Source organism: Nonlabens sp. MB-3u-79, from assembly GCF_002831625.1.
Taxonomy (GTDB): domain Bacteria; phylum Bacteroidota; class Bacteroidia; order Flavobacteriales; family Flavobacteriaceae; genus Nonlabens.
Genome location: NZ_CP025116.1, coordinates 1 through 22,618, shown reverse-complemented (window position 1 = coordinate 22,618; position 22,618 = coordinate 1). Strand labels below are relative to the sequence as shown.

Here is a 22,618-nt window from a genome sequence, read left to right as displayed (position 1 = left end):
GAAATGGAAGAAAATAATAACGACTGGAATAAGTCACAAGATCAACAACAGGGGCAGCCGGCACAAGAGCCTGCACAAGAGCAATCTGTTCAAAAAAGTGATGAGTCAGGAGATGATTCCGCTTTCGCGAAAGCGGAACAAACAACAGTAGAAGATCCAGCCAACTCTTTACAGTTTAAAAACAGACTGGATTTGAACCTCTTGAGTGCTGCGGTTTATAAAATCAAAAACGAATTGCGCAAGGTGATCGTTGGACAAGAAGAGATGATCAATTTACTGATCGTTTCCATACTAGCAAACGGACACTCCTTAATAGAAGGAGTTCCTGGAGTAGCCAAAACAGTAACAGCAAAGCTGCTCGCTAAAACCATGGATGTAGATTTTTCACGAATCCAATTTACGCCAGATTTAATGCCGTCAGATATCTTGGGAACCTCAGTATTCTCGATGAAAAATAACGAGTTCGAATTCAAGCCAGGACCTATATTTTCCAACATTATACTGATCGATGAGATCAACCGAGCGCCAGCAAAAACGCAGGCAGCACTTTTTGAAGCTATGGCAGAGCGACAAGTGACCATAGACGGGAAAGAGTACGATTTAAAGGCGCCGTTTTTGGTCTTTGCTACGCAAAACCCCATAGAACAAGAAGGGACTTACCGGCTGCCAGAGGCACAACTAGACCGTTTCTTGTTTAAAATAAATGTGGGATACCCCAATCTAGAGGAAGAAGTTCAAATTCTTACAGAGCAGCATGCCCGTAAAAATACCGATGCAGAGTCTACCGTAAATGCGGTGATGAATGCTCAAGAAATAGCTACATACCAACGAACGGTTAAGGAGATTGTGATAGAAGACAACTTGATTAAATATATTGCAAAGATCATCTTAAACACCCGTAACAATCCTAACCTTTATCTCGGTGCCTCACCTCGTGCTTCCATTGCGATTATGAATGGTGCTAAGGCCTATGCGGCAATTATGGGTCGCGACTTTGTTACTCCAGACGATATCAAATACATAGCTACTGCCGTAATGCGTCATCGAATTATTCTTACTCCAGAGCGAGAAATGGAAGGGCTTACTGCAGACAGAGCCGTGGCACAGATTTTAGAAAACATAGAGGTTCCTAGATAGTGAAGAAATTTTTTAATAGCCTTTATCTGCAACAACGATTTTTTATCGCACTGGGAATCCTGGTAGTGCTATTTGTCTTTGCGTTCTTTTTTGAACGTTTGATCGATTACTTCAAGATCGGGTTCTTTGTGATGATAGGCTTGCTTGTTTTTGATGTTTTGCTATTGTACAGGACTAAAAATGCAATAAAAGCAAGTCGTAATTTACCTGATAAATTCTCCAATGGAGATAAGAATCCAGTAGACATATTGATAACGAATCAATACAACTCAGCCATTCACATAAAAATTATTGATGAGTTGCCAGTTCAGTTTCAGGAGAGGAGCTTTGAGATCAAAGAACTCCTACAGATGTCGGATTCTAAAACGTTCCCTTATACAGTAAGACCAACACAACGAGGCGAGTATCATTTTGGTGGGTTGCAAGTTTTTGCGAGTACGACTTTGGGGTTTGCTCAGCGAAAGTTTTCTTTTAACCAAAATGCCATGGTGCCTAATTACCCCTCTTTTTTGCAATTGCGCAAGTATGAGTTGATGGCGTTTACGAACAAGTTAAGAGACTACGGTCTTAAAAAAATAAGAAGAATAGGGCAGACCATGGAGTTTGAGCAAATTAAAGATTATGTTACTGGTGATGATGTGCGCAACATTAACTGGAAGGCGAGTGCCAAACGAAATCAGTTGATGATCAATCAATTCCAAGATGAAAAATCCCAACCCGTTTACTCGGTCATCGATAAAGGAAGGGTGATGAAAATGCCTTTTGAAGAATTGAAGTTGGTGGATTATGCGATCAATTCAACACTGGTGATTTCAAATATCGCTTTGAAGAAAGGGGATAAGGCTGGGATGTTTAGCTTTTCTGATAAAGTTTCTAACCAGGTAATGGCTCAAAAAAGAGCCTCTCAAATGAACTTGATATTAGAAACTTTATACAATTTAGACACTGATTTTAAAGAGAGTGATTTTGCTAGATTGTATATAGATATCAAGCGGTCCATTACACAACGCAGTCTCTTATTACTGTATACTAATTTTGAAACCATGGACGCGTTACATAGACAGCTTCCATACCTTCAGGCGATAGCAAAAAACCATTTGTTAGTCGTTATCTTTTTTGAGAATACAGAGCTTAAAGAACTGGTCAAGCAACCTGCGGTATCTACTCAGGAGATTTATCAAAAAACCATTGCAGAGAAGTTTATTTACGAGAAAAAATTGATTGTAAATGAATTGAACAAATATGGAATTCAAACCATATTGACAGAGCCACAACAGTTAACAGTAAATACGATCAATAAATACTTAGAGATTAAAGCCCGCGGATTGTTATGATGAAACCTAAAAAGAAGCTTTATTTTTTTAATGATTTGTTCAAGGATTATCCAAAGTGGTCGTATCCTGTTGTAACTATAGCGAGTATTATAGGGGTTCTCGTAATAATGTATCTGGTGTCTGTGGATAAGGAATGGCTAGGCCATATTATATGGTTGCTGTATTTGTCAACAATATCTTACCGTATTTTTCAATCCACCAGAAAAAATGCGTTTGATTGGAGGAGAGGTGATCAATTTAAATTGACCATCAAAGGGAAGAAACTTGAAGTGGACGTCAAGTTTTTATCTGCTTATTATATAAAAGAAGAGGTGCTGCATATAGAACGCATCAATAGATTAGATACATTCCCTTTAGATCATTTGAGAGAAAAAGACATAAAAAAAATGCTGGATCTGATCAAATTACAGCATTATAATTATAGGAGTAAATAACATTGATAATTTAAGCGTCTGTAAGTAATTCAGACCTTAAGATATGTATCTCTTTTCTGAGTTCTAAAGCCTTACTGTTAAGCTCATCGCTATAAGCTCTGTTTTTTAAACCGGCGTTAAAAGACTTCTTCATTAAAGAGCTGTATCTTTTTTCAAGTCTCTGTAATTTCTCGAAGTCTATTTCGTATGATTTATAAGCATATTCCATTCTTAAGGTATTTTAAATGCAGTTGCAAAAATAATCAGCAACCTCATTTTTTAATCCTAACAATTGGTTAAGGTTTAAATTTCTTAGGTTAAAAATCTATTAATATCAGTAATACTTACAGTGGTTGGATCCTAATAGAAAGAAACTTACTGCTCTTAATAAAAAAAGCTATGAATGTAAACATCCATAGCTTTTATCCCTTAATATGTCTTGATGGACACTTATAAGATGACTAAAAAGTGAAAAGCTCGCGTAGAAAAGTGTCTTACTTGTCTTGTAAAGCAAAAACCCTTTTTAACAAGTCTGTCCCTCTGGAACTTAGGTTATTTCTTATTTGTATTTCTTCCTGAGAGATCATCTTAAAAACTCCTTCTAAAGCCTTTTGAGTTACGTAATCAGTTAGGTCTGGATTTACCTGGTTGGTGAATGGGATGCTATTGTATCGAGTAATAGCTGTGCTCCACAAGTCTGTTGCTCCTACTTTGCCCAGACTGTTTTGAATCACTGGACTAAATTTTGCGTAAAGAGCTTGCTGTGTTTTGTTCTCTAGATAAGAGGTTGCTGCACGTTGATCTCCTAAAAGGATGTTCTTTGCGTCGTCAAAGCTAATGTCTTTTACGGCCTCTACAAAGATAGGTAGCGCCTTTTGAGTAGCATCTTCTGCTGCGCGGTTAAGCAGTTTAAGACCTTCGTCTGCAACACTACTCAACCCTATTCTTCTTAAACCATTATCTACTTTTTGTAATTCTTCAGGGAGTAAAATTTTAACGAGATCATTTTTATAGAAACCGTCTGTAGCCATTAATTTGGTCACCTCTTTATCAATTCCTTGATCTAGTGCTTGTCTCAAGCCATTTCCTATATCAAGTTGAGAAAGCGCGCCACCGCCTTGAGGTAAGTCGTTTACGATTTCTTGCAAGCTGCCACAACTGCTCAAAGTAATCATAGCGATCAGGATACAGGTGATTTTTTTCATGGGATGGTGTTTTGTTCAAAGATAATAGGAAAACGACACTATGGAAAGAATGTAAAACAGAAGGATACTGGTGTAAAATTTGATAAATTGCTTTGATCTAAACAACCATCATGAAACAAATCTTCTTAGTGCTATTTCTTTCTTTGTTTTTCACAAGCTGTTATACGACACGAGGTCTTGCTAGTCGGATAACGTCCCAACCAGTTGTTTTAACTAAAACACTACTCACAGGGCTCTATGAAAATAATATCCCAGACGATCCAGAAAATAGTTTGTGGAATGATCTCTGTTTACACCATTCTAAGAAGGTACACGACCCGAGTGAGGGGAATCAAGTATTCCTTGAATATACAGATGAAAAAGAAATAAAAGTGGAACTGTATCAAAATAACCAACTTCTTGATTCCATGATTTTATCAGGAAAGCCTACAGATAACTACTTTGTCATTAGAAAAGGCAGCCATTTTTTTACACTCATTTTAATCACATCTACGGTAAGTAAAAAAACTATTTTAGGTAATGATGCAAATGCTGACCTTCTGTTAGCTCAGGGAATATCAAGTAACACCATGTTTTTAGAAAGTGATGTGGGTGACGAAGGGGAAACCATCACGGCAACCTATATGAGATTAGGAGACACACGACCTAATTAAACAAAGCAACTAATGAAATAAAAAGCGCGGCATTAAGAAATCACAATTTCTTAATGCCGCGCAAATTAGTGTCTTTAGTAAAGAGTGTTTAGAGATCCAATCTGTAAATTATGTCAAATCCGACAAAAATACTGCTGTCAAATTCATTATTCAATCGAGTTCTATCATCACCACCAAGAGCAACAGTAAGAACTTGTGCGCCTACGGTATCACCACTTTGGTACAATCCGTAGTCGGTAGTATCTAGACCTGCTTTCGCACGCACAATCAATTGATCTTTCATAAAGGAATAGCCTGCGTACAACCCAAATCTAATAGATTCTTCTTGAACATAAGTTTCAACAATGCCACCACCTAAATTATAAGATTTGATAGAAGTACGTAAATCAGCTCCCAAACTCAATTTTTTAGTCAGACTGTAATTAGCTTCCATTCTAATAGGGAATGCAGCATCGATGTAAAATTTACTGTTAGGTGTTCTATAGTAAACTCCTAATAAAGGCGTTATAATTGCGCCAAACTCTTCAGAAGAGCTGTATAAACCGTACTTCGTTCTAAATCTGTTTTTATGACGGTATTCTAATAAGGCAATAGCACCAAATTGAAAATCGGCTCCACCCAGATCTTCAAAATTAGAAGCGATTTTAGGTAGTAATAAATAGGTTCCAGTCCATTTTGAGTTGTGGGAAATTTTTGCTCCTAGATTAAGTCTGGTCATGGTAAGACCTTCACTAGCTGCGCCAGCTGTAAGACTTAAACCTGTGTTCTCCACGGTAATACCAGTTATAAGAACCGTCTTATCATTTATAGGAGTAGGGTAAAGAAATTCAAAATTGAAATTGGTGATATCAGTTTCATGTACTGCTTGATCTCCTTCTAATGTTTCCATAGAAGTGTTAGAAACATTTAAACGAGCGAGATCTAAATAGTTTTGAGCAGATGCAAAACCAAAACCAAAAAGGATGACTAATAAGGAAATTTGATATTTCATGAGGTTGTTTTTATTTATTAAGTAAAAATATACCACGATGATTATTAATTTTACATTTTTTTTAATTTTTATAGGTTTTTTATTAAAAAAAAATTAAAATTAATAGAGTCTTTAACCAAACAGGTTAAAGACTCTATTAATTAAAGGAATACTGACTATTGGTCTATAGATCCCATTACTTTTTGTGCAAACGCATTTGCAGCTTCTATACCACTCATTCCTTGAGCTACATTAGCATGTACTTCAAGAGCGCCACATATGTTAGTAATCAATTCTCCTACCACATCCATTTCTTCTTCAGAAACAGATCTGTGTTCTGAAAAACTTTCTAAAACTTCTAAAGTAGTTTCTAAAGCTTCTGCGCTAGCATTTTTTTGTAAATGTCTAATTACTGGTAACTTCATGTACTAAGTCTTTAAGGTTCTCAAATTTATTAGTTTGCGCTTGGTTCACAAAGGCACCATTTTTAAAAGTAGCAAAAGTTGGTAAATTATCCACGGTTGCTAATTTTCGTGATTCTGGAAACTTCTCAGCATCGGCAAGAATAAAAACAGTGTTTTCATTTTCTGAAGCTAGTTTCTTAAACTTAGGTTTCATCACACGACAGTTGCCGCACCAAGTAGCCATATATTGTACTACAACTGTATCGTTGTTGGCAACGATTTCTTGTAGATTATCTTGATCTAATATTTGCATTATAAAATGGTTTTAAAAAAAAAATGAGGAAACTAGGAAAGATGTTGATCCCTACTTTCCTCATTAATTATGGATTCTACTATTGTTCTAATTAGTTTTTAGAAAGGTACTCAGCAGTAGCGTTGCGATTTGCTCCCATTGCTTCTTTACCTTCTTCCCAGTTTGCTGGACATACTTCGCCATTTTTCTGTACGTGTGTATACGCATCGATCATTCTTAGGAATTCATTTACATTTCTTCCTACAGGCATGTGGTTGATTCCTTCATGAAATACAGTTCCTTCTTCGTCGATCAAGTAAGTAGCTCTATAAGTTACATTATCACCTACAAGAACATTGTCTTCTAACTCATCATTGTATTCTACCTCGATATCTAAAATATCTAGTGTGCCAGAAAGGTTGCGGTTGGTATCTGCTAGGATGTCATAAGTAACACCTTCTATTCCACCATTATCTTTAGAGGTGTTTAACCATGCAAAGTGTACTTCTGGAGTATCACAAGAAGCACCTATAACTATGGTATTTCTTTTTTCAAATTCACCTAAAGCTGCTTGAAATGCATGCAATTCTGTAGGGCATACAAATGTGAAATCTTTTGGGTACCAAAATAAAAGCACCTTTTTGCCTTTCTTTTTTGCTTCTTCAAATACATTTAATTTAAATGTGTCTCCCATTTCATTCATTGCATCTACCTCTAGATTCGGAAATTTTCTACCTACTATAGCCATTTTTTATGTTTTAAGTTATTCTTTAACTGCATCTGCAAAGGTAGTGTCCGCTTTCGCGAAAGCGGAACATTTTCAATCTACTTAACAAATGTTATGATAGATTTTAACTATTTAAGTAAGCTTTAAGAATAGGTTGCGTTGATATCCATAGTATTCTACACTTATGAGAAGGGTTGAGTTAAGTTATACCTGTCCTAAAACATCTTATTAGAATAGCTGCATTCAATTTAGAATCATGTAAACTATCGGTAATTCAATAGTTAACAAAACGATAACTGATGGATTTGCAGGTTTACAGCAGCTTTTTTTTAGTTGTAATTTTATTCCTAGCCTTACCGACGTCTAGTCCGGAGTAAATAAACAAGTTCCTTATTATAAAGAGAATCATCTGATACTTTTTGTTTTACGGGTTACTATTCATCAGTCTTAATTTCATTATTGTCTATATTTTTACTCGCCGCAAATTGATAACCGCTTTCCCACCATTGTTTCATCTTCTCTTTTTTAAAGACTAAAGAATTAGTGGTTAACACGGTAGGAGTGTAATATAAGTTGATAATTGCATCTTGATGGCCAGCGACGTATTTCCCAATAGTTATGTTTTGCTTTTCGATGCGGTCCATCATAAAGCCATGAAGATTAGATAAAAGAGAGAATACGTTTTTAGAAGGTAAGTTGCTGTAATGGGTCACTTCTGTTTCTAGAATAATGACATCTACCTCAGTGGCACCTCGTTCCAGAGCTTCTTTAATAGGAACCATACTCCCAAAACCTCCGTCAGCATATTCACAACCATTTTTTGTGACCAAGCTCATAAATGGAATGTAATTACAAGAAATCCAGATCCAATCTACAAAATCTTCGTAATCAAAATCCTTGATAGATTTGTATTCGGTTTCATTTAAAGAAAGGTTAGAAACAGTCACAACTACATCTTTAGGACCATTTTTAAGTAATAAAAACTCTTCTTTAGAAAGCGTGTTGGTAATTAGTTTTCTTAGATTTTTACTCTCACCAAAGGTCTTAGACCCTCTAAAGAAATTACGCAATACCTTAAAATGGTTGATGCTGATTTGATCCTGACCAAATTTATCCTGCTTTACCAAAAAAGGTCTGCGATTGAAAATCGAAGATTGATTGACATTAGTGTAAACTTCTTTAATTTCAGCTATTTTATTTAATGCGAGATGCGAGATGAGCAGGCTTCCCGTAGAAGTACCAATGTATAAATCGTATTCACGACCTAATTCTCCTTGCAGGTACTGTGCCACACCACCTGCAAAAGCTCCTTTACTACCACCACCAGAAATCACAAGAGCTTTCATAGAATTTTATTTTACTTGTGGGTGGCCTCTAGAATTAAACTATCGTAAATTATAGTCCGAATTTTCTCTGGACTGATATACCCATCACCAAATCCTTCAGCATCGTATTTTTTAGTTATGGAATTGTTTTTCTCTACTTGTTCTCGAGTTTTTCCATCACTTATCTCTTTTTGAATCTGTGTCTTTAAATCTACCAGCATAGGGATGTAGTCAGCGAGGTCATTATAAGAGGCAATAGCTCCATGTCCAGGAACTATTTTAGTCTTTTCATTTATGGTAGTCAATATCTGTTTTTGAGCATTGATGTACCCAGTTATGGAACCGCCAGAGTTGAGATCTATAAAAGGATAACTTCCATTAAAATACACATCTCCAGTATGAACCACATTGTTTTTAGTAAGGTAAACAAAGCTATCTCCGTCTGTATGCGCATGGTGCACATGAATAATCAAGTTGTTTTCGTCAACTAGAGACAGTTCATAGGCTTCTTCAAGTACCTTTTCAGGTAGAAAACCTTTGCTTTTTTCACTTTCGGTCAACCGCTTCATCACATTTGTATGTGCAATGATGGTTACTTGGTCGGTATTAAAGTTTTCATTTCCTCCCGTATGGTCACCGTGATGGTGTGTGTTGATGAGGTACGTAAGAGGCTTGTCAGTAATTCTTGCGATTTCCTTTTTTAATTTATCACTCAAAGGTGCATATTGGGAATCGATCATGACTACTTCAGATTCTCCTACTTGAAGCAATATATTCCCTCCAGCCCCTTCTAGCATGTAAACGTTTTGGTTCACCTCATGAGTAATGATCTCTACGTTATCAAATCTATTTTGTGCATTAGAAAAGAGCACAGTTATTAAAGTTAGCGCAAAAAGTAATTTTTTCATTTTCATTTTTTTTATAATATAGGTAAAAGAGCCATCCCTATAGGATTGCTCCTATAATTGTGAAGCTTCTTCTCCTAATGTACTCTTGTTAGGTTCTTGGGTACTTAGTTGTTTGATCTTTATTCTAAAAGCAGCAAATAATAAGGTCATAAAAGGAGAAAGCCAGTTGAATATTGCATAGATAAAGTAATCCTTCACGTCTACGCCTAAGGTGGTACTTTGATACGCACCACAAGTATTCCATGGAATCAGCGCACTGGTTACTGTACCAGAATCTTCTAGGGTTCTAGATAGGTTTTCTGGAGCAAGACCTTTTTCTTCATAAGCTTTAGCGTACATTTTTCCAGGTACGACAATGGCTAGGTATTGATCACTTGCGGTCACATTAATCGCTAGACAGCTGACTACCGTACTTGCAAACAGCCCAAAAACAGAGTCAAATAAATTAAGTAATGCACGGCTGATACGTGATAAAGCACCTATAGCGTCCATAATACCTCCAAAAACCATCGCGCAAATAATCAACCAAATCGTTCCTAACATGGACTCCATTCCTTTTCCTTCAAAGAGGCCAGTTAGTTTTTCTTTTATTTTAAGATTATCCGTAACTGGCGTTACAGCCGTTGGAACAGTAATAGCATCCATTATAGCAAAATATGCTGTTATAACAAAACTTGTCGACTTTGCGTTTAATGATAACTCTCCTATTGTTTTTCCATTTTTAAACACAGTAGTTTTTTCAGTAGCTGAAAACTCCTGCGTTTGATCTCCATTCGGTAAATTAAATACAACAGGATTTGATAAAGTAATACCAGAGTTTTCTTTTACTATTAAATTATATGTTCCTGGATTTTGAAAATTATTACTAGAAACAGCATCCCAATCTACATATTGTTTTAATTCATCTTTAACTTCAGTAATATCATACTTCATTCCTTGACTCCATATAATACCAGTCTGAAAGATTAAGGCAAAGGCTCCAGCTAATAAAGTTCCTATTAATAAGGCTAATAAAGGAGATACTTTTTTTATGATCATTGCTATTACAATCACAGGAACTAAAAACAACCAAGGACTAGTATTAAAAGTATTAGCAATCGTAGTTTGATATTCTGAAACGTTTGCAGACCCAGTGGTGTCCAAACTAAAGCCTATAATTACAAAAACAAGTAGCGTTATAGCAATAGTAGGCACGGTGGTCAGGGTCATGTATCTGATGTGTGTAAAAAGGTCTGTTCCAGCCATCGCAGGAGCCAGGTTAGTCGTATCACTCAACGGACTCAGCTTATCGCCAAAATAAGCGCCACTCAATACTGCACCAGCAGTCATTCCTGCGTTGATGTCTAGTGCGCCGGCAATTCCTATTAAAGCAATACCTACGGTAGCACTAGTCGTCCAGCTGCTTCCAGTCGCGATAGAAATTACCGCACAAATAAGGACGCAGGCTGCAAGGAATATAGACGGATTTAAAATATCAAGGCCGTAATAAATCATAGTGGGGATAATACCACTCAACATCCAAGTACCTGCAAGCGCGCCTACCATTAATAGAATTAAAATCGCGCCGGTAGTAGATTTGAGGTTTTGTGCTACTTCTTCTACCATAGAGGTATAAGAAACTTTATTAAAATAGCCCACTATTCCAGCTACCGTAGCGCCTAATAATAAGACAAACTGGTTGGAACCAGCTAAAGAATCATCACCGTAGATATACACATTAACAGCGAGCATCCCGACAAGGGCAAAAACGGGAATCAGCGCTTCCCATATATTTAGTTCTCTATTTTCAATTATTTTTTCGTCTTCCTGGTTGATGTTTTGGCTTTCCATAAGGGCGTTTGATGAACTGTAATGTTACGATTTTGTAAAGTGAGTTGCAAACTAGACGTTAAAGAGATTTATATTTTTGTAGCAGGTGTTTTTCATAACCTAGCTTTCGCGAAAGCGTAACCAATACAGAAAAAAAGGGTTTGATGAGTCTAAACAAGAGATGATCTACTTGAGTATCACCCCAATGCAGTAATAAGATCGCATAAAATGGGTGAAACGGAATCTGATTCCTACCAAAGGTCTTTCCATCACGGACTAAACCAAAAAGGACGGCAATAAAGTTTTCAAATCCTGGCTGTCCGGGTTCTAATTTTGCTCTAAAAACAATAGATTGATCGCCTGGATTATAAAATCGATGCACATCCAACACGGGTACTTTAAAATGCGCTCCAGGTTTTAAGAAGAGCTCCTTACCTAAATAATGAACCCCTAAAGTACCTTTTAGCGGGTAGAATTCTTCTGTAAACCGCTCGTGAAAATGTATGGGGTTACCGCCATCAGGTTGTAATTCCACCTCTATCAAGGTATAAGCGCCCTGAGTTTGAGCACTAGTTTTAAGAATACTTGCTTTTTCTTTGGTTATAGGATTGAGGTATATTTGTGGCATGAATCAAAGGTATCTCGCGATTATGTAATTCCTTAATAAAAGGATAATAAATAGTGATCATTAGATAAAGGTATTGAGAAGTCATCCTATTACCTTTGTGCCACAAAGTTTTACAATTATGTCAGAGAATATAGAAAGAATAAAATGTTTGATCATAGGTTCAGGACCTGCAGGATATACAGCTGCTATTTATGCTGCCCGTGCAGATATGAAGCCAGTGGTGTATACAGGTATGGAGCCAGGTGGACAGCTTACAACAACTACTGAAGTTGATAATTTTCCTGGTTATGCAGATGGAATTGATGGACCTGCAATGATGGTTGACCTACAGAAACAAGCAGAGCGTTTTGGAACGCAAGTGCGCATAGGAATGGTTACTGAAGTGCATTTTTCTAAAGAAAAAGGTGGTATTCATACTGCTATTGTAGATGGTAAAACAAAAATAGAAGCCAATACCGTAATTATTTCTACTGGTGCAACAGCAAAATATTTAAATATACCAAGTGAACAAAAGCTACGAGGTGGTGGAGTAAGTGCTTGTGCCGTTTGTGATGGTTTCTTTTATAAAAATCAAGATGTAGCTATAGTAGGAGCAGGAGATACTGCTGCAGAAGAAGCTTCGTACCTGGCTAATATTTGTAAGAACGTTACTATGCTAGTGCGTAAAGATCACATGCGTGCCTCAAAAGCGATGCAACACAGAGTACATAGTTTAAAGAATATTAAAGTATTGTATAACTCTGAAGTAGATGAAGTTTTAGGAGACAGCGTTGTGGAAGGTTTGCGTATTTTCAATAACCAGACACAAGAAAAGCACGATATTGAGATTACAGGATTGTTTATTGCGATAGGGCATAAGCCTAATACAGATATCTTTAAAGGCCAATTAGAAATGGAAGAAGACGGTTATTTAAAAACCATTTCTGGATCTACTAAAACCAATTTACCAGGTGTCTTTGCATCGGGTGATGTACAAGATAAAATATATAGACAAGCCGTTACTGCTGCAGGAACAGGTTGTATGGCTGCTCTAGATGCGGAGCGCTATCTTGCCGAAATAGGGGTGGTAGAAAAAGCTATCGCTGGAGATTACAGTATTAAATAAGTGTTTCAAGCACTCTGGTTTGATCATAAAAAAGTCTCTTTGAACTAGCTTCAAAGAGACTTTTTTAATTTTAAAACGCCAGGTATAAATTTCCTTACATTTGTTTTGTGAAATTTATAAGATCTCATAATAAAACCCCTAATCAATGGATTTGATTAGGGGTTTTATTAAAATTGACTTAAGACTAATTTTACTCTTTATTCAAAACAGATTTTCCGATAAAACTCTTCATGTCTATTTTAGGAGTGTTGTAAAGAGTTACTTCTGCATCATCACTAGAGTCTAAGGAAAGGGTGTTTTTTACATTAATTCCTGTCTTAGCATTATTATTGATTTTTAATTCTAGATCATCAAAAATGAGGTTTTTGCCTTCCAGAGAGGCAGTATCAGTCATGTTTATTTGACCGTTTTTGATATCTCCTTCTATTTTTGCGTCTACTCGATCTTTCATATTCAATTCTAAGTTGTCGTACTTGATCAATGCTTTTACATCAGCATTATTTTTGAGATTGATCACGGCATTTTTGCCACTTAGATTCAATTCTGATTTGGTACTGAGGTCTGCATTAAGAGTTAAGCGTGTTACACTTGCAGTCAGGTAAACTTCGGCATCTTTTTCTATATTCAATTCCAGTTCTTCAAATATAAGACTGGTAACAGAGGAGAGCACGGCATCATCAGTAACGGTTATAGTTTTTAATTCAGGTCCGTAAATAATGCGAAATTTCATCTCTTTTTTAGATCGTATTCTAGCCGTAGTGGTAACCACTAGTTTACCATCAATAACACTTGCCGCAAGGTGTTGATGTAAATTAGAGTCTGTAGTGATTTCTATTTGTGGAGAACCCCCAGGGACGATTTCTATTTCATAATCATCGCTTATCTCTAACATCTTAAAAGGTGCGAGAGGACTTATCTCTGTAGTTACCTCACGGTTTCCTTTTACTTTGATCAGATCTTGTGCACTTATCAGGGTAGTAGTCAACGCAAAAACAAAAAGCAGTATTTTTTTCATGAGGATAATTTATTTGTCAAAGGTAAAACAAAAACCGCTCCATAGCGAAATGGAGCGGCTAAGAGTTCTACATCTCAATCACAAGCGTAGAACGTCAACTGAAAATTGTTTAATTTATGTTGTCTTTTATTTCAACAGGTTTTTCTGTCACTTTTTTAGAAGTCACAACCTCACCCACTTTTGTATCACCTATAGTTATCGATTTACGAGAAGTTATTTTCTCATCTTCCTCATCAGAGTATTTCCATTTCCCATCAGTGGTAGTGGTGGAGTCTATAGCTTTAGAACTCTGGTCATCTCCAGATTCTCTTTCTTCTATAACAGGACAGTCAAGGCATACCGCTTTTGCATTTTTGATTTGGAAGGTATTATTTTTAAGACCTCCTAGATTCAAGGCATCATCTATCATCCAGTCTCCTCGGTAATGGTGTTGAAACTTTTCATTCATTTTTGCTTTAGTCCCTTCAGGTAGGTAAATCGTCACATTTACCTTTTGTCCGAGTAATCCGGAGCCTTTAGGAGCGATGATATAGTTAGGTGCCACAAAAGTAGAGTCTGTTAACTGGTACTCGTATACTAATGATTCAGCATTTAATTTTGCTGTGTCAAAAGAATCTCCTTTTGCTTTAAAGTTAAGATTTACATGCGCCAGGCTATCTCGACTCACTGCAATGGCCACGTGAACTTGATCGATTCTTATAGCTTTTTCACCTTTATAATCGATGACTTTGATCCCGTTGTTATTGACATAAATCTGGTCTCCCAAGTAATTATCCTTCAACAACTGTAAGTTAAAGACCTTTTCTTTATCAATTTCAAATTCATTTACCTTGATGACATTCCCATCAAAGGCTTGACTAGCAGCAATTCTTGCAATAGATACACTAAGAACTATTACTGATATGATCCATAGAACTACCAAAACTATTTTTGCAGGCATCCCTATAGATTTTAAATTATTCACTAACAATTTAAGACCTAGAATAGCTAGTATCAATAAAGGTATTCCTGAAGCTAAAACCCCAGCTGTTAAGAGGATCCAAGAGGCTTGATGTTGAGGAACCACTAGGTCAAAGAAATGTATCAAATTTTGACCATCTACATTTACAAAACTAGCCGTTATGGTAGAGATAATTAGAGCAATAAGCGCCGTAACTGCCGCTAAAAAAACAATCAATCCTATTATTTTAATCAGTGCTTTAAAAAAGCCTTTGATTAATTTCCCTAATAAATTAAAGAATCTAATGGAGCCGCGTTTTCCTTTTTGACCTAGGATATGGTGGTCGGCGTCGGTCTGCCCATCGACCACAGGCTCAAAACCCTGCTTAAAATTTTCCTCAATGTTGGAGATATTCACCTCTTTGCCCATCATCGTTAGACGCTGGTTAGTGGTTACTGCGTCTGGAACCAGAATCCATAACAATACATAAACAGGTATGGCCCAGCCTACGCTAAAGAAGACCAATAGCACCCAAAGCACACGTACCCATACAGCATTTACTCCTAAATAGTATCCTATACCACCAGAAACCCCGCCTATATAACCGTTTTGAGTATCTCTAAAAAGTTGTTTGTTTTTGCCGCTGCTTCTATATTGTTTGCGAGAAGTTTGTTCTTCAAAAATTTCTTCGTCCACTTCATAGTCTTCAGGCTGCCCCATGATAACAATCACTTCTTCTACATGAGTAATGGAAATGACTTGCATTTCATTAGCTCTTTTTTCTAGAAAAAGTTCGGCAATGCGCGATTCTATATCGCTCATTATTTCGTCAGCACCGCTAGTGCCAGCAAATGATTTACGCACTGCTGCTATATAACGTTGCAGTCGTTGATAGGCATCTTCATCTATATGGAAGAACAGCCCAGCTAGGTTTATATTGATGGTCTTGTTCATGATTTTGTCATTTTTGATTTGGTTACTAAATTTACTGCATTTTTAAGATCATCCCAAGTGGTGGTCAGTTCTGTCAGGAAAATCTTACCTGTTTCAGTGAGTCCGTAATACTTACGTGGCGGGCCGCCGGTACTTTCTTCCCAGCGATAGTTGAGCAATCCCGCATTTTTAAGTCTCGTGAGTAATGGGTAGATGGTTCCTTCTACTACCAGCATTTTAGCATCTTTTAAGGTGCCCAGAATCTCTGCCACGTAGGCATCTTCTTCCTTTAAGATGGATAGAATGCAGTACTCAAGTACCCCTTTGCGCATTTGCGCTTTTGTGTTTTCTATCTTCATATTATTTTTTATTAGGTATTTCTACCTCCTCATGATGAGGGATGAAATGAATCGTTATTGGATAATTGTAATCTTTACCGTCATGGGCTTTAATAGCAGCTTGAATCGTACATACCAGGTCGATTACACCTAGAATAAGTATGGCAGTACCACAAATAACACCACTTGCTATAATGGTACTAAAAATGCCCATGTCATTCCAGAAAGGAAAATCATTACCGTGATCCATCGCTTCCCATAAACTAGGACCACCAGAAATCATCGATCCTATGATGATGCCGCCGCCTATAAAAGCCAGGACAATCGTATAAAGCGTGATGCTGATCTGAAAGTTGATCGCTTGTTTACCGTGTCTATCTATAAAATCAGATTTCTTAGAATTAATCATCCATAACAAAATAGGAAGGACAAAATTCCCAAGAGGGAAAATCCATTTTCCGAAGGTTAATAAATGAATACCGGTAGCGATATTATTGTAGTTATTTTGATTTGTTGATTCCATAGCCTATTATTTTCTTATGCAAATATATGGTTAAAAGATAGTATTATGCAATACAAAGTACCATATATTTTTTATCGGCTGGTTTTTTTGATAGTTTCGCTTTCGCGAAAGCGTTATAAATAGAAGCCTTTTTACTACTTTTGTACAAAATGTTAAAGTTATGATCACGCCTAAAAAAATTAATGCATTTACCTTTTTAAAGCTACCAAGTTGCTGGTGGTCGGGTGTGAGATGTACAGAAATTGATGCAGAAAACTGTACGGTTAGCGTAAAACACAAATGGTTCAATCAGAACCCATTTAAGAGTATGTACTTTGCCGTACAAGCCATGGCAGCAGAACTTTCTACTGGGTCTTTAGTGATGTCGTATATACATAAAAGTGACGCCAAAGTTTCTATGCTTGTGGCTAACAATAAAGCCTCTTTTACTAAAAAAGCTACCGGACGGATTACTTTTAAATGTCATGATGGAGCAGCGATAAAAGAAGCCATAGCAAAAACAGTAGCCACAGGAGAAGGGCAAACTTTATGGATGACCTCTAAAGGAGTGAATGAAAATGGAGTGCAAGTGAGCGAATTTCAATTTGAATGGACGGTGAAGAGAAAATAGTAGGTTGTGTCTGTCTTGAGTAGACAGTAGACAGTTTCAGTAGCCACTAGCTAATAGCCAGTAGTCAGTAGGCTGAATCGGACATTTTATTCTGGAACATTGAAGGGGAAAGAAATGAGAGCCAAGTTTGTCTGTCAATTTTTAGTAGCATTCTCCATACTGCTACTCAGAAATCACATCTTTTGCAACTCATCGCTGACCTCGTAGCTCTATATTGAGTTCTTTTTCCTAACTATTTCATAATCTCTTCCTACAAAAAACTACTAGTTATTATCTTCACCCCATGAAAGCAGCTTTCCAGAAGTACGTTTTAGAGTTCAAGCAACCTGCGGGGACTTCCCGTGGTATTTTAAAAACAAAAAACACCTGGTTTTTGATGATCGATAATGGAGTGAAGAAAGGAATAGGAGAGGTGAATATGTTTCCAGGTCTTTCTATAGATGATCGGACTGATTTTGAAGAAAAACTTCAATGGACTTGTGATCATATCAAATTGCCACTAGTAAAAATGATGCAGGCGTTGAAAGAATGGCCTTCTATTTTATTCGGTTATGAAATGGCGATGAAATCCTTGCAATCCAGTGACCCTTTTACCTTATTTCCTTCTATGTTTACTGAAGGACACGATGCTATTTCTATCAATGGCTTGGTGTGGATGGGGAATCAAGATTTTATGATGCAACAGTTAGAAGAAAAACTTAAGGCAGGGTTTGATTGTATTAAAATGAAGATAGGTGCTATTGATTTTGAGTCTGAAATGAGTCTGTTAAAATTAATACGTTCCCGCTTTAGCGAAAGCGAGATTACCATAAGAGTAGATGCTAATGGAGCTTTTACCCCAGAGAATGCCTTGGAGAAATTGGAAGAAATAGCTTCACATCAAGTGCACAGTATTGAGCAGCCTATAGCGCAAGGGCAGTGGCAAGAAATGGCCAGGCTTTGTGAGCAATCACCCTTAGACATTGCACTGGATGAAGAGTTGATAGGTTTGTACGACATTGAAGAAAAAATAAACTGTCTGGAAACCATCCAACCACAGTACATCATTTTAAAGCCTGCTTTAATAGGTGGTTTTCAAAGCAGTAGAGAATGGATCAATCTTGCAACAGAAAGAGCGATCAACTGGTGGGTCACCAGTGCGCTGGAATCTAATATTGGTCTTAATGCGATTGCGCAATTTACTTACACCTTAGGCAATAAAATGCCACAAGGACTGGGAACAGGATCGCTTTACACTAATAATATAGACGCACCCTTGGAGATTAAAAAAGGTCATTTGTACTGTAACGCATCTGGCAGTTGGAATACTAATGATTTAAAGTTTTAAAATATGTATATAGAACAAGGTTATAAAGGAAAACTAGGGGCTTGGAACTTTTTTATAATTCCAGTACTATTTATACTTTTAATGGCTTTTAATTATGTGTCTACAAAGCTGATGCTTTCTGAAAGTGATCAGTCTATGGAGGCGCTTATGAGTCAGATGATTGATAAAATAGGGAAGAATGTTTTCTTAGCTATAAATCTTATGATTTTCGTTGTGGGTTTATTAGCTGTTTTCTTTTGGGTAAAATTTATTCATCAACAGACACTTACTCAATTCACCACTTCCCGTAAAAAGATAGATTGGAAACGCATAGGGTTGATGTTTGTGCTTTGGGGAACTTTTTCTGCAGTAACTACCCTTATAGCTGTTTACTCAGTTCCTGAGAATTATGAGTTGCAATTTAACTGGACTAGTTTCCTGCCATTGCTCATCATTTCATTAGTGTTATTTCCATTTCAAACAAGTTTTGAGGAATACTTGTTCAGAGGGCAATTGCTTCAAGGTTTGGGAATAGCAACTAAAAGCAGAGCGGTTTCTTGGATAGTTACTTCTGTATTATTTGGAGTGATGCATGCTGCAAATCCAGAAGTGGAGAAATTAGGTCCTTCAATAATGATTTTTTATATAGGTACAGGACTTGTTTTAGGAGCCATGACCCTGCTGGATGAGGGCTTGGAACTTGCGTTGGGATTTCATGCAGCAAATAATATAATTGGAGCTTTATTAATAACCTCTACTTGGACCGCTATACAAACAGATTCTGTTTATTTGGACACATCTGTTATGCCTTCGTTTTCCATCATAGATGCCTTACCCATATTTATAGGTTACCCTATTTTATTAATTATCTTAGGTAAGATTTATAAATGGAAAAACTGGAAAGAAAAATTGTTTGGTAGGGTACTGAGCAAGGAGGAGTTTCTCGCAATAGAAGGAGAATCTTCTTATGACGAATTTCAAGAATAATAAACTATGATCCCTAAAATACATCCGACTTTTAAATTAAATGGTCACTCCTTAGATTATGAAGGAGTCATGATCGTGGCTTATAGTTATATCAAAGAAGGCGAGGAGTGGGAAAAGCAAATAGGCGATTTCCTCTTGAGTTGGCTGGATAATTTTGATGTAGTTACCGTGAGAACTAGTGGTTCTACAGGAATTCCTAAAGAATATAAATTAGACAAACAGCACATGATCAATAGTGCGGTAATGACTGGTGAGTATTTTGATATAGGAGCAGAAAAAGAGGTGTTGTGCTGCTTGCCTTTGAGTTATATAGCAGGAAAGATGATGATGGTGAGAGCTATGATGTTGGGATGGCATATAGATCTCGTACAGCCGAGTACCACACCACTTCGAAAAGCCGAAAAGAGATATGACTTTACTGCTATGTCTCCTTTGCAAGTTTCTAAATCTCTAGATGATATTCACAAAGCTAGAAAAGTCATTATTGGTGGTGGGGCGGTTTCTCAAAGCCTTATTGAAAAACTTAAAGGGAAGCATACCAAAGCATTTCACACCTATGGAATGACAGAGACCTCTTCTCATATTGCAGTAAGAGAGTTGTATCCTATTTACGAAGACAATTACACCGTTTTGGACGGTGTTCAAATTGAAAAAGATAAAGAAAACCGATTGGTAATTTATGCGCCTCAATTAGCGAGAACTTCTTTAGTTACTAATGACTTGGTAGAGTTGATTAATGACAAACAATTTAAAGTATTGGGGAGAGTAGACGATGTCATTAATACAGGGTCTGTTAAGGTGCATCCTGCTCAAATAGAACAAAAATTATCTCATTATATTTCAGAATCATTTTTTATATCAGGAAAAGCAGATGAAGAATTAGGACAGAAAGTGATTTTGATTGTGGAAGGCAAAGAAAGAGACCTGCAACACGCCTTCCAAAAACTGGGTAAGTTTGAAATACCAAAAGAAATTTATTTTGTAGATAAGTTTGCTTTAACGCATACCGGTAAAATGGATAAAAGAGTGGTTTTAGAAAAATTATTTTCTGATCATCGATAGAAAAGTACGGAGGAAATGAAAAGCCTGTAAAAAAACAACCCCATCAAAATCAATAGATTTTGATGGGGTTGTTTTTTTTTCTGACTACCGTGTTTATTCTATACGATTGTCAATTTTCTGAGCAATAACATCAGTGGCTCGGTCCAGCATGCGGTATATGTTTTCAAAACCCTGAGAACCTCCGTAATAAGGATCTGGTACATCTAGGTTTTCACCTGGAAAAACTTCGTCTAAAATTTTGATCACTTTTTTTTTCTCTTCTTCTGTGCTGGCGAGAGCAGTTACATCATTGTAATTGGACTGATCCATTACATAAAGAAAATCAAAATTTTTAAAATCTTCTTCTAGAAGCTTACGGCTCTTTTGATTGGAGATGTCTAAACCATTTTTATTTGCAATAGCGATGGATCTTTTGTCAGGAGCTTGTCCTTTATGTCCGCCACTTGTTCCAGCACTGTCTACCGTAAATTTGGTAAAGTTGAGTTTTGATCTCATCAAGCCTTCAGCAAGTGGAGATCGACAGATGTTTCCTAAACATACCATTAATATGTTTGTTTTCTCATTCACTAATTAGCTAATTTTTTATGAAGGTCTTCTACGTATTTGTTGAACTGCTTATCTGTAGAAGCAAGATTATCAACTGTTTTGCAAGCGTGCAGTACAGTAGCATGGTCTCTTTTACCTATTTGTGTTCCTATACTTGCAAGAGAAGCTTTAGTAAGTTTTTTAGAAAAATACATCGCTAGTTGTCTGGCTTGTACAATGTGGCGTTTACGCGTCTTGGATTGCAAAGTTTCTACATCCATAGAGAAGTAATCACTTACTACTTGTTGTATTTGATCGATAGAGATTTCTCGTTTTGTATTCTTAACGTAGTTTTCTACAATCTTACGAGCAAGATCTATGGTGATTTCCTTACGATTAAAAGAAGAGTGCGCAATCAAAGAGATGATAGCTCCTTCCAGTTCTCTAATGTTTGTTTTAATGTTATCTGCTAAATAGTGAATGACATCATCATCCATTTCTACGCCATCGCGGTAGAGCTTATTCTTGATAATGGAAACACGAGTTTCATAATCTGGGTGATTTAACTCTGCACTAAGTCCCCATTTGAAACGAGAAAGAAGTCGTTGTTCTATGTCCTGCATATCCACAGGTTTCTTATCACTAGTTAAAATGACTTGTTTTCCATTTTGATGCAAGTGATTGAATATGTGGAAGAAGACATCTTGTGTACTTGCTTTTCCAGCAAAGAATTGAATGTCATCTACGATAAGCACATCTACAATCTGATAGAAGTGAATAAAATCATTTCTATTATTCTTACGTACTGACTCTATATATTGTTGTGTGAATTTTTCGGCACTGATATAAAGAACTGTTTTGTCTGGATAGTTTTCTTTAATTCCTACACCTATAGCATGAGCAAGGTGTGTTTTACCTAATCCTACACCACCAAAAATTAATAGCGGATTAAAGCTAGTTCCACCAGGTTTATTAGAAACAGCCATTCCAGCACTACGTGCTAGTCTATTAGAGTCTCCTTCTAGAAAGGTTTCAAAGTTATAGGATGGATTGAGTTGTGACTCAATCTTTACATTTCTAATCCCAGGTATGATAAAAGGGTTTTTAAGCTCAGGACTTTTACTTCTTACAGGTGCATCTACAGACTGAGAGTTATTGATGGAGCGATTGCTACTAGGAATTTTTTCGGTAAAAGCTTCCATACCTTTTGTAGGATTTTCCATCTTGATCGCATAGATCAATTTAGCTCCTTCTCCTAATTCACGGGTAAGCGCAGTTTTTAATAATTTGATGTAGTGTTCTTCTAGCCATTCATAAAAAAAACGGCTTGGCACTTGTATACTTAAGGCTGTATCAGTTAGCTTTACAGGTTTGATTGGTGCAAACCATGTTTTGTAGGCTTGGGCAGCAATATTGTCTTTTATAAATACTAGACAATTTTCCCATACCGATTCTGAAGTCAGTGCCAT

The 22,618-nt window shown here is 36.7% G+C and carries 25 protein-coding genes; 9 read left to right on the top strand and 16 right to left on the bottom strand.

From position 1 onward, the window contains the following. Positions 1-3: 3 nt before the first annotated feature. The 3 genes from CW736_RS00125 to CW736_RS00115 are packed head-to-tail and all read left to right on the top strand — an operon-like array spanning position 4 to position 2,905. Positions 4-1,137: an AAA family ATPase gene (locus CW736_RS00125; protein WP_101011979.1), complete on the top strand. Its 1,134-nt coding sequence runs from the start codon at positions 4-6 to the stop codon at positions 1,135-1,137. Beyond that, complete coding sequence (locus CW736_RS00120; RefSeq protein ID WP_101011978.1) at positions 1,137-2,471, top strand: DUF58 domain-containing protein; 1,335 nt, start codon at positions 1,137-1,139, stop codon at positions 2,469-2,471. Before CW736_RS00125 ends, CW736_RS00120 begins: the two co-directional genes overlap by 1 nt. Continuing rightward, a complete protein-coding gene (locus tag CW736_RS00115) occupies positions 2,468-2,905 on the top strand; it encodes a hypothetical protein (protein ID WP_101011977.1) in 438 nt (145 codons plus the stop codon). The genes CW736_RS00120 and CW736_RS00115 overlap by 4 nt, the downstream gene beginning before the upstream one ends. A 10-nt stretch (positions 2,906-2,915) precedes the next feature. On the opposite strand, the gene CW736_RS00110 is transcribed toward CW736_RS00115, so the two are convergent. Continuing rightward, complete coding sequence (locus tag CW736_RS00110) at positions 2,916-3,113, bottom strand: Lacal_2735 family protein (RefSeq protein ID WP_101011976.1); 198 nt, start codon at positions 3,111-3,113, stop codon at positions 2,916-2,918. A gap of 265 nt (positions 3,114-3,378) precedes the next feature. Beyond that, the gene (locus tag CW736_RS00105; protein ID WP_101011975.1) at positions 3,379-4,089 is read right to left on the bottom strand and encodes a DUF4197 domain-containing protein; all 711 of its coding nucleotides are present in this window, start codon (positions 4,087-4,089) and stop codon (positions 3,379-3,381) included. Positions 4,090-4,199: 110 nt separating this feature from the next. Between CW736_RS00105 and CW736_RS00100 the strand changes: the two genes are divergently transcribed. Beyond that, entirely contained in the window at positions 4,200-4,742 is a 543-nt protein-coding gene (locus tag CW736_RS00100; protein WP_232735371.1) for a hypothetical protein, read from the top strand. Positions 4,743-4,830: 88 nt separating this feature from the next. On the opposite strand, the gene CW736_RS00095 is transcribed toward CW736_RS00100, so the two are convergent. The 8 genes from CW736_RS00095 to CW736_RS00060 all read right to left on the bottom strand — a co-directional run bounded on the left by CW736_RS00095 (position 4,831) and on the right by CW736_RS00060 (position 11,805). Further along, on the bottom strand, positions 4,831-5,733 hold the full coding sequence (locus CW736_RS00095; RefSeq protein WP_101011974.1) for a DUF6268 family outer membrane beta-barrel protein: 903 nt from the start codon (positions 5,731-5,733) through the stop codon (positions 4,831-4,833). Positions 5,734-5,888: 155 nt separating this feature from the next. After that, complete coding sequence (locus CW736_RS00090; RefSeq protein ID WP_101011973.1) at positions 5,889-6,137, bottom strand: DUF6952 family protein; 249 nt, start codon at positions 6,135-6,137, stop codon at positions 5,889-5,891. Further along, complete coding sequence (locus CW736_RS00085) at positions 6,118-6,429, bottom strand: thioredoxin family protein (protein WP_101011972.1); 312 nt, start codon at positions 6,427-6,429, stop codon at positions 6,118-6,120. The genes CW736_RS00090 and CW736_RS00085 overlap by 20 nt, the downstream gene beginning before the upstream one ends. Before the next feature lie 91 nt (positions 6,430-6,520). Beyond that, positions 6,521-7,156 (bottom strand): peroxiredoxin, encoded by a 636-nt coding sequence (locus CW736_RS00080; protein WP_101011971.1) that lies wholly within the window; start codon positions 7,154-7,156, stop codon positions 6,521-6,523. 413 nt (positions 7,157-7,569) lie between these two features. Continuing rightward, complete coding sequence (locus CW736_RS00075) at positions 7,570-8,481, bottom strand: patatin family protein (protein WP_101011970.1); 912 nt, start codon at positions 8,479-8,481, stop codon at positions 7,570-7,572. Between the two features lie 11 nt (positions 8,482-8,492). Beyond that, positions 8,493-9,368, bottom strand: coding sequence for an MBL fold metallo-hydrolase (locus tag CW736_RS00070; protein ID WP_101014967.1), 876 nt, complete (start codon positions 9,366-9,368; stop codon positions 8,493-8,495). Positions 9,369-9,419: 51 nt separating this feature from the next. Next, positions 9,420-11,198: a Na+/H+ antiporter NhaC family protein gene (locus CW736_RS00065; protein ID WP_101011969.1), complete on the bottom strand. Its 1,779-nt coding sequence runs from the start codon at positions 11,196-11,198 to the stop codon at positions 9,420-9,422. Positions 11,199-11,256: 58 nt separating this feature from the next. Continuing rightward, positions 11,257-11,805 carry a cupin domain-containing protein gene (locus CW736_RS00060; protein ID WP_101011968.1) on the bottom strand — a complete coding sequence of 183 codons (549 nt, stop codon included), beginning with the start codon at positions 11,803-11,805 and terminating at the stop codon, positions 11,257-11,259. A 118-nt stretch (positions 11,806-11,923) separates the two neighbouring features. Here CW736_RS00060 and trxB point away from each other — a divergent pair, with 118 nt between their 5' ends. Beyond that, complete coding sequence (gene trxB, locus CW736_RS00055; protein WP_101011967.1) at positions 11,924-12,910, top strand: thioredoxin-disulfide reductase; 987 nt, start codon at positions 11,924-11,926, stop codon at positions 12,908-12,910. Positions 12,911-13,100: 190 nt separating this feature from the next. Here the strand turns inward: trxB and CW736_RS00050 are convergent, their stop codons facing one another. The 4 genes from CW736_RS00050 to CW736_RS00035 all read right to left on the bottom strand — a co-directional run bounded on the left by CW736_RS00050 (position 13,101) and on the right by CW736_RS00035 (position 16,659). Continuing rightward, positions 13,101-13,925, bottom strand: a complete 825-nt coding sequence (locus CW736_RS00050) for a GIN domain-containing protein (RefSeq protein ID WP_101011966.1) — start codon at positions 13,923-13,925, stop codon at positions 13,101-13,103. Positions 13,926-14,034: 109 nt separating this feature from the next. Next, positions 14,035-15,819, bottom strand: coding sequence for a PspC domain-containing protein (locus CW736_RS00045; RefSeq protein ID WP_101011965.1), 1,785 nt, complete (start codon positions 15,817-15,819; stop codon positions 14,035-14,037). After that, positions 15,816-16,157: a PadR family transcriptional regulator gene (locus CW736_RS00040; protein ID WP_101011964.1), complete on the bottom strand. Its 342-nt coding sequence runs from the start codon at positions 16,155-16,157 to the stop codon at positions 15,816-15,818. The genes CW736_RS00045 and CW736_RS00040 overlap by 4 nt, the downstream gene beginning before the upstream one ends. A 1-nt stretch (position 16,158) precedes the next feature. Further along, complete coding sequence (locus tag CW736_RS00035) at positions 16,159-16,659, bottom strand: DUF4870 domain-containing protein (protein ID WP_101011963.1); 501 nt, start codon at positions 16,657-16,659, stop codon at positions 16,159-16,161. Between the two features lie 160 nt (positions 16,660-16,819). Between CW736_RS00035 and CW736_RS00030 the strand changes: the two genes are divergently transcribed. From CW736_RS00030 to CW736_RS00015, 4 genes are all read left to right on the top strand, one after another. Further along, positions 16,820-17,269, top strand: coding sequence for a DUF4442 domain-containing protein (locus CW736_RS00030; protein ID WP_101011962.1), 450 nt, complete (start codon positions 16,820-16,822; stop codon positions 17,267-17,269). Positions 17,270-17,552: 283 nt separating this feature from the next. After that, a complete protein-coding gene (locus CW736_RS00025; protein ID WP_101011961.1) occupies positions 17,553-18,596 on the top strand; it encodes an o-succinylbenzoate synthase in 1,044 nt (347 codons plus the stop codon). A gap of 3 nt (positions 18,597-18,599) precedes the next feature. Next, on the top strand, positions 18,600-19,562 hold the full coding sequence (locus CW736_RS00020) for a CPBP family intramembrane glutamic endopeptidase (protein ID WP_101011960.1): 963 nt from the start codon (positions 18,600-18,602) through the stop codon (positions 19,560-19,562). Between the two features lie 6 nt (positions 19,563-19,568). Then, on the top strand, positions 19,569-20,624 hold the full coding sequence (locus CW736_RS00015) for an AMP-binding protein (RefSeq protein WP_101011959.1): 1,056 nt from the start codon (positions 19,569-19,571) through the stop codon (positions 20,622-20,624). Between the two features lie 93 nt (positions 20,625-20,717). Here the strand turns inward: CW736_RS00015 and CW736_RS00010 are convergent, their stop codons facing one another. Next, complete coding sequence (locus CW736_RS00010; RefSeq protein WP_101011958.1) at positions 20,718-21,167, bottom strand: low molecular weight protein-tyrosine-phosphatase; 450 nt, start codon at positions 21,165-21,167, stop codon at positions 20,718-20,720. Positions 21,168-21,190: 23 nt separating this feature from the next. Further along, positions 21,191-22,618 carry a chromosomal replication initiator protein DnaA gene (gene dnaA, locus CW736_RS00005; protein WP_101011957.1) on the bottom strand — a complete coding sequence of 476 codons (1,428 nt, stop codon included), beginning with the start codon at positions 22,616-22,618 and terminating at the stop codon, positions 21,191-21,193.

Bases quoted from the DNA above. Each gene is read 5' to 3' on its own strand.
- CW736_RS00125 (WP_101011979.1), top strand. From the start codon at position 4: ATGGAAGAAAATAATAACGACTGGAATAAGTCACAAGATCAACAACAG.
- CW736_RS00115 (WP_101011977.1), top strand. From the start codon at position 2,468: ATGATGAAACCTAAAAAGAAGCTTTATTTTTTTAATGATTTGTTCAAG.
- CW736_RS00110 (WP_101011976.1), bottom strand. From the start codon at position 3,113: ATGGAATATGCTTATAAATCATACGAAATAGACTTCGAGAAATTACAG.
- CW736_RS00105 (WP_101011975.1), bottom strand. From the start codon at position 4,089: ATGAAAAAAATCACCTGTATCCTGATCGCTATGATTACTTTGAGCAGT.
- CW736_RS00100 (WP_232735371.1), top strand. From the start codon at position 4,200: ATGAAACAAATCTTCTTAGTGCTATTTCTTTCTTTGTTTTTCACAAGC.
- CW736_RS00095 (WP_101011974.1), bottom strand. From the start codon at position 5,733: ATGAAATATCAAATTTCCTTATTAGTCATCCTTTTTGGTTTTGGTTTT.
- CW736_RS00090 (WP_101011973.1), bottom strand. From the start codon at position 6,137: ATGAAGTTACCAGTAATTAGACATTTACAAAAAAATGCTAGCGCAGAA.
- CW736_RS00085 (WP_101011972.1), bottom strand. From the start codon at position 6,429: ATGCAAATATTAGATCAAGATAATCTACAAGAAATCGTTGCCAACAAC.
- CW736_RS00080 (WP_101011971.1), bottom strand. From the start codon at position 7,156: ATGGCTATAGTAGGTAGAAAATTTCCGAATCTAGAGGTAGATGCAATG.
- CW736_RS00075 (WP_101011970.1), bottom strand. From the start codon at position 8,481: ATGAAAGCTCTTGTGATTTCTGGTGGTGGTAGTAAAGGAGCTTTTGCA.
- CW736_RS00070 (WP_101014967.1), bottom strand. From the start codon at position 9,368: ATGAAAAAATTACTTTTTGCGCTAACTTTAATAACTGTGCTCTTTTCT.
- CW736_RS00065 (WP_101011969.1), bottom strand. From the start codon at position 11,198: ATGGAAAGCCAAAACATCAACCAGGAAGACGAAAAAATAATTGAAAAT.
- CW736_RS00060 (WP_101011968.1), bottom strand. From the start codon at position 11,805: ATGCCACAAATATACCTCAATCCTATAACCAAAGAAAAAGCAAGTATT.
- trxB (WP_101011967.1), top strand. From the start codon at position 11,924: ATGTCAGAGAATATAGAAAGAATAAAATGTTTGATCATAGGTTCAGGA.
- CW736_RS00050 (WP_101011966.1), bottom strand. From the start codon at position 13,925: ATGAAAAAAATACTGCTTTTTGTTTTTGCGTTGACTACTACCCTGATA.
- CW736_RS00045 (WP_101011965.1), bottom strand. From the start codon at position 15,819: ATGAACAAGACCATCAATATAAACCTAGCTGGGCTGTTCTTCCATATA.
- CW736_RS00040 (WP_101011964.1), bottom strand. From the start codon at position 16,157: ATGAAGATAGAAAACACAAAAGCGCAAATGCGCAAAGGGGTACTTGAG.
- CW736_RS00035 (WP_101011963.1), bottom strand. From the start codon at position 16,659: ATGGAATCAACAAATCAAAATAACTACAATAATATCGCTACCGGTATT.
- CW736_RS00030 (WP_101011962.1), top strand. From the start codon at position 16,820: ATGATCACGCCTAAAAAAATTAATGCATTTACCTTTTTAAAGCTACCA.
- CW736_RS00025 (WP_101011961.1), top strand. From the start codon at position 17,553: ATGAAAGCAGCTTTCCAGAAGTACGTTTTAGAGTTCAAGCAACCTGCG.
- CW736_RS00020 (WP_101011960.1), top strand. From the start codon at position 18,600: ATGTATATAGAACAAGGTTATAAAGGAAAACTAGGGGCTTGGAACTTT.
- CW736_RS00015 (WP_101011959.1), top strand. From the start codon at position 19,569: ATGATCCCTAAAATACATCCGACTTTTAAATTAAATGGTCACTCCTTA.
- CW736_RS00010 (WP_101011958.1), bottom strand. From the start codon at position 21,167: ATGGTATGTTTAGGAAACATCTGTCGATCTCCACTTGCTGAAGGCTTG.
- dnaA (WP_101011957.1), bottom strand. From the start codon at position 22,618: ATGGCACTGACTTCAGAATCGGTATGGGAAAATTGTCTAGTATTTATA.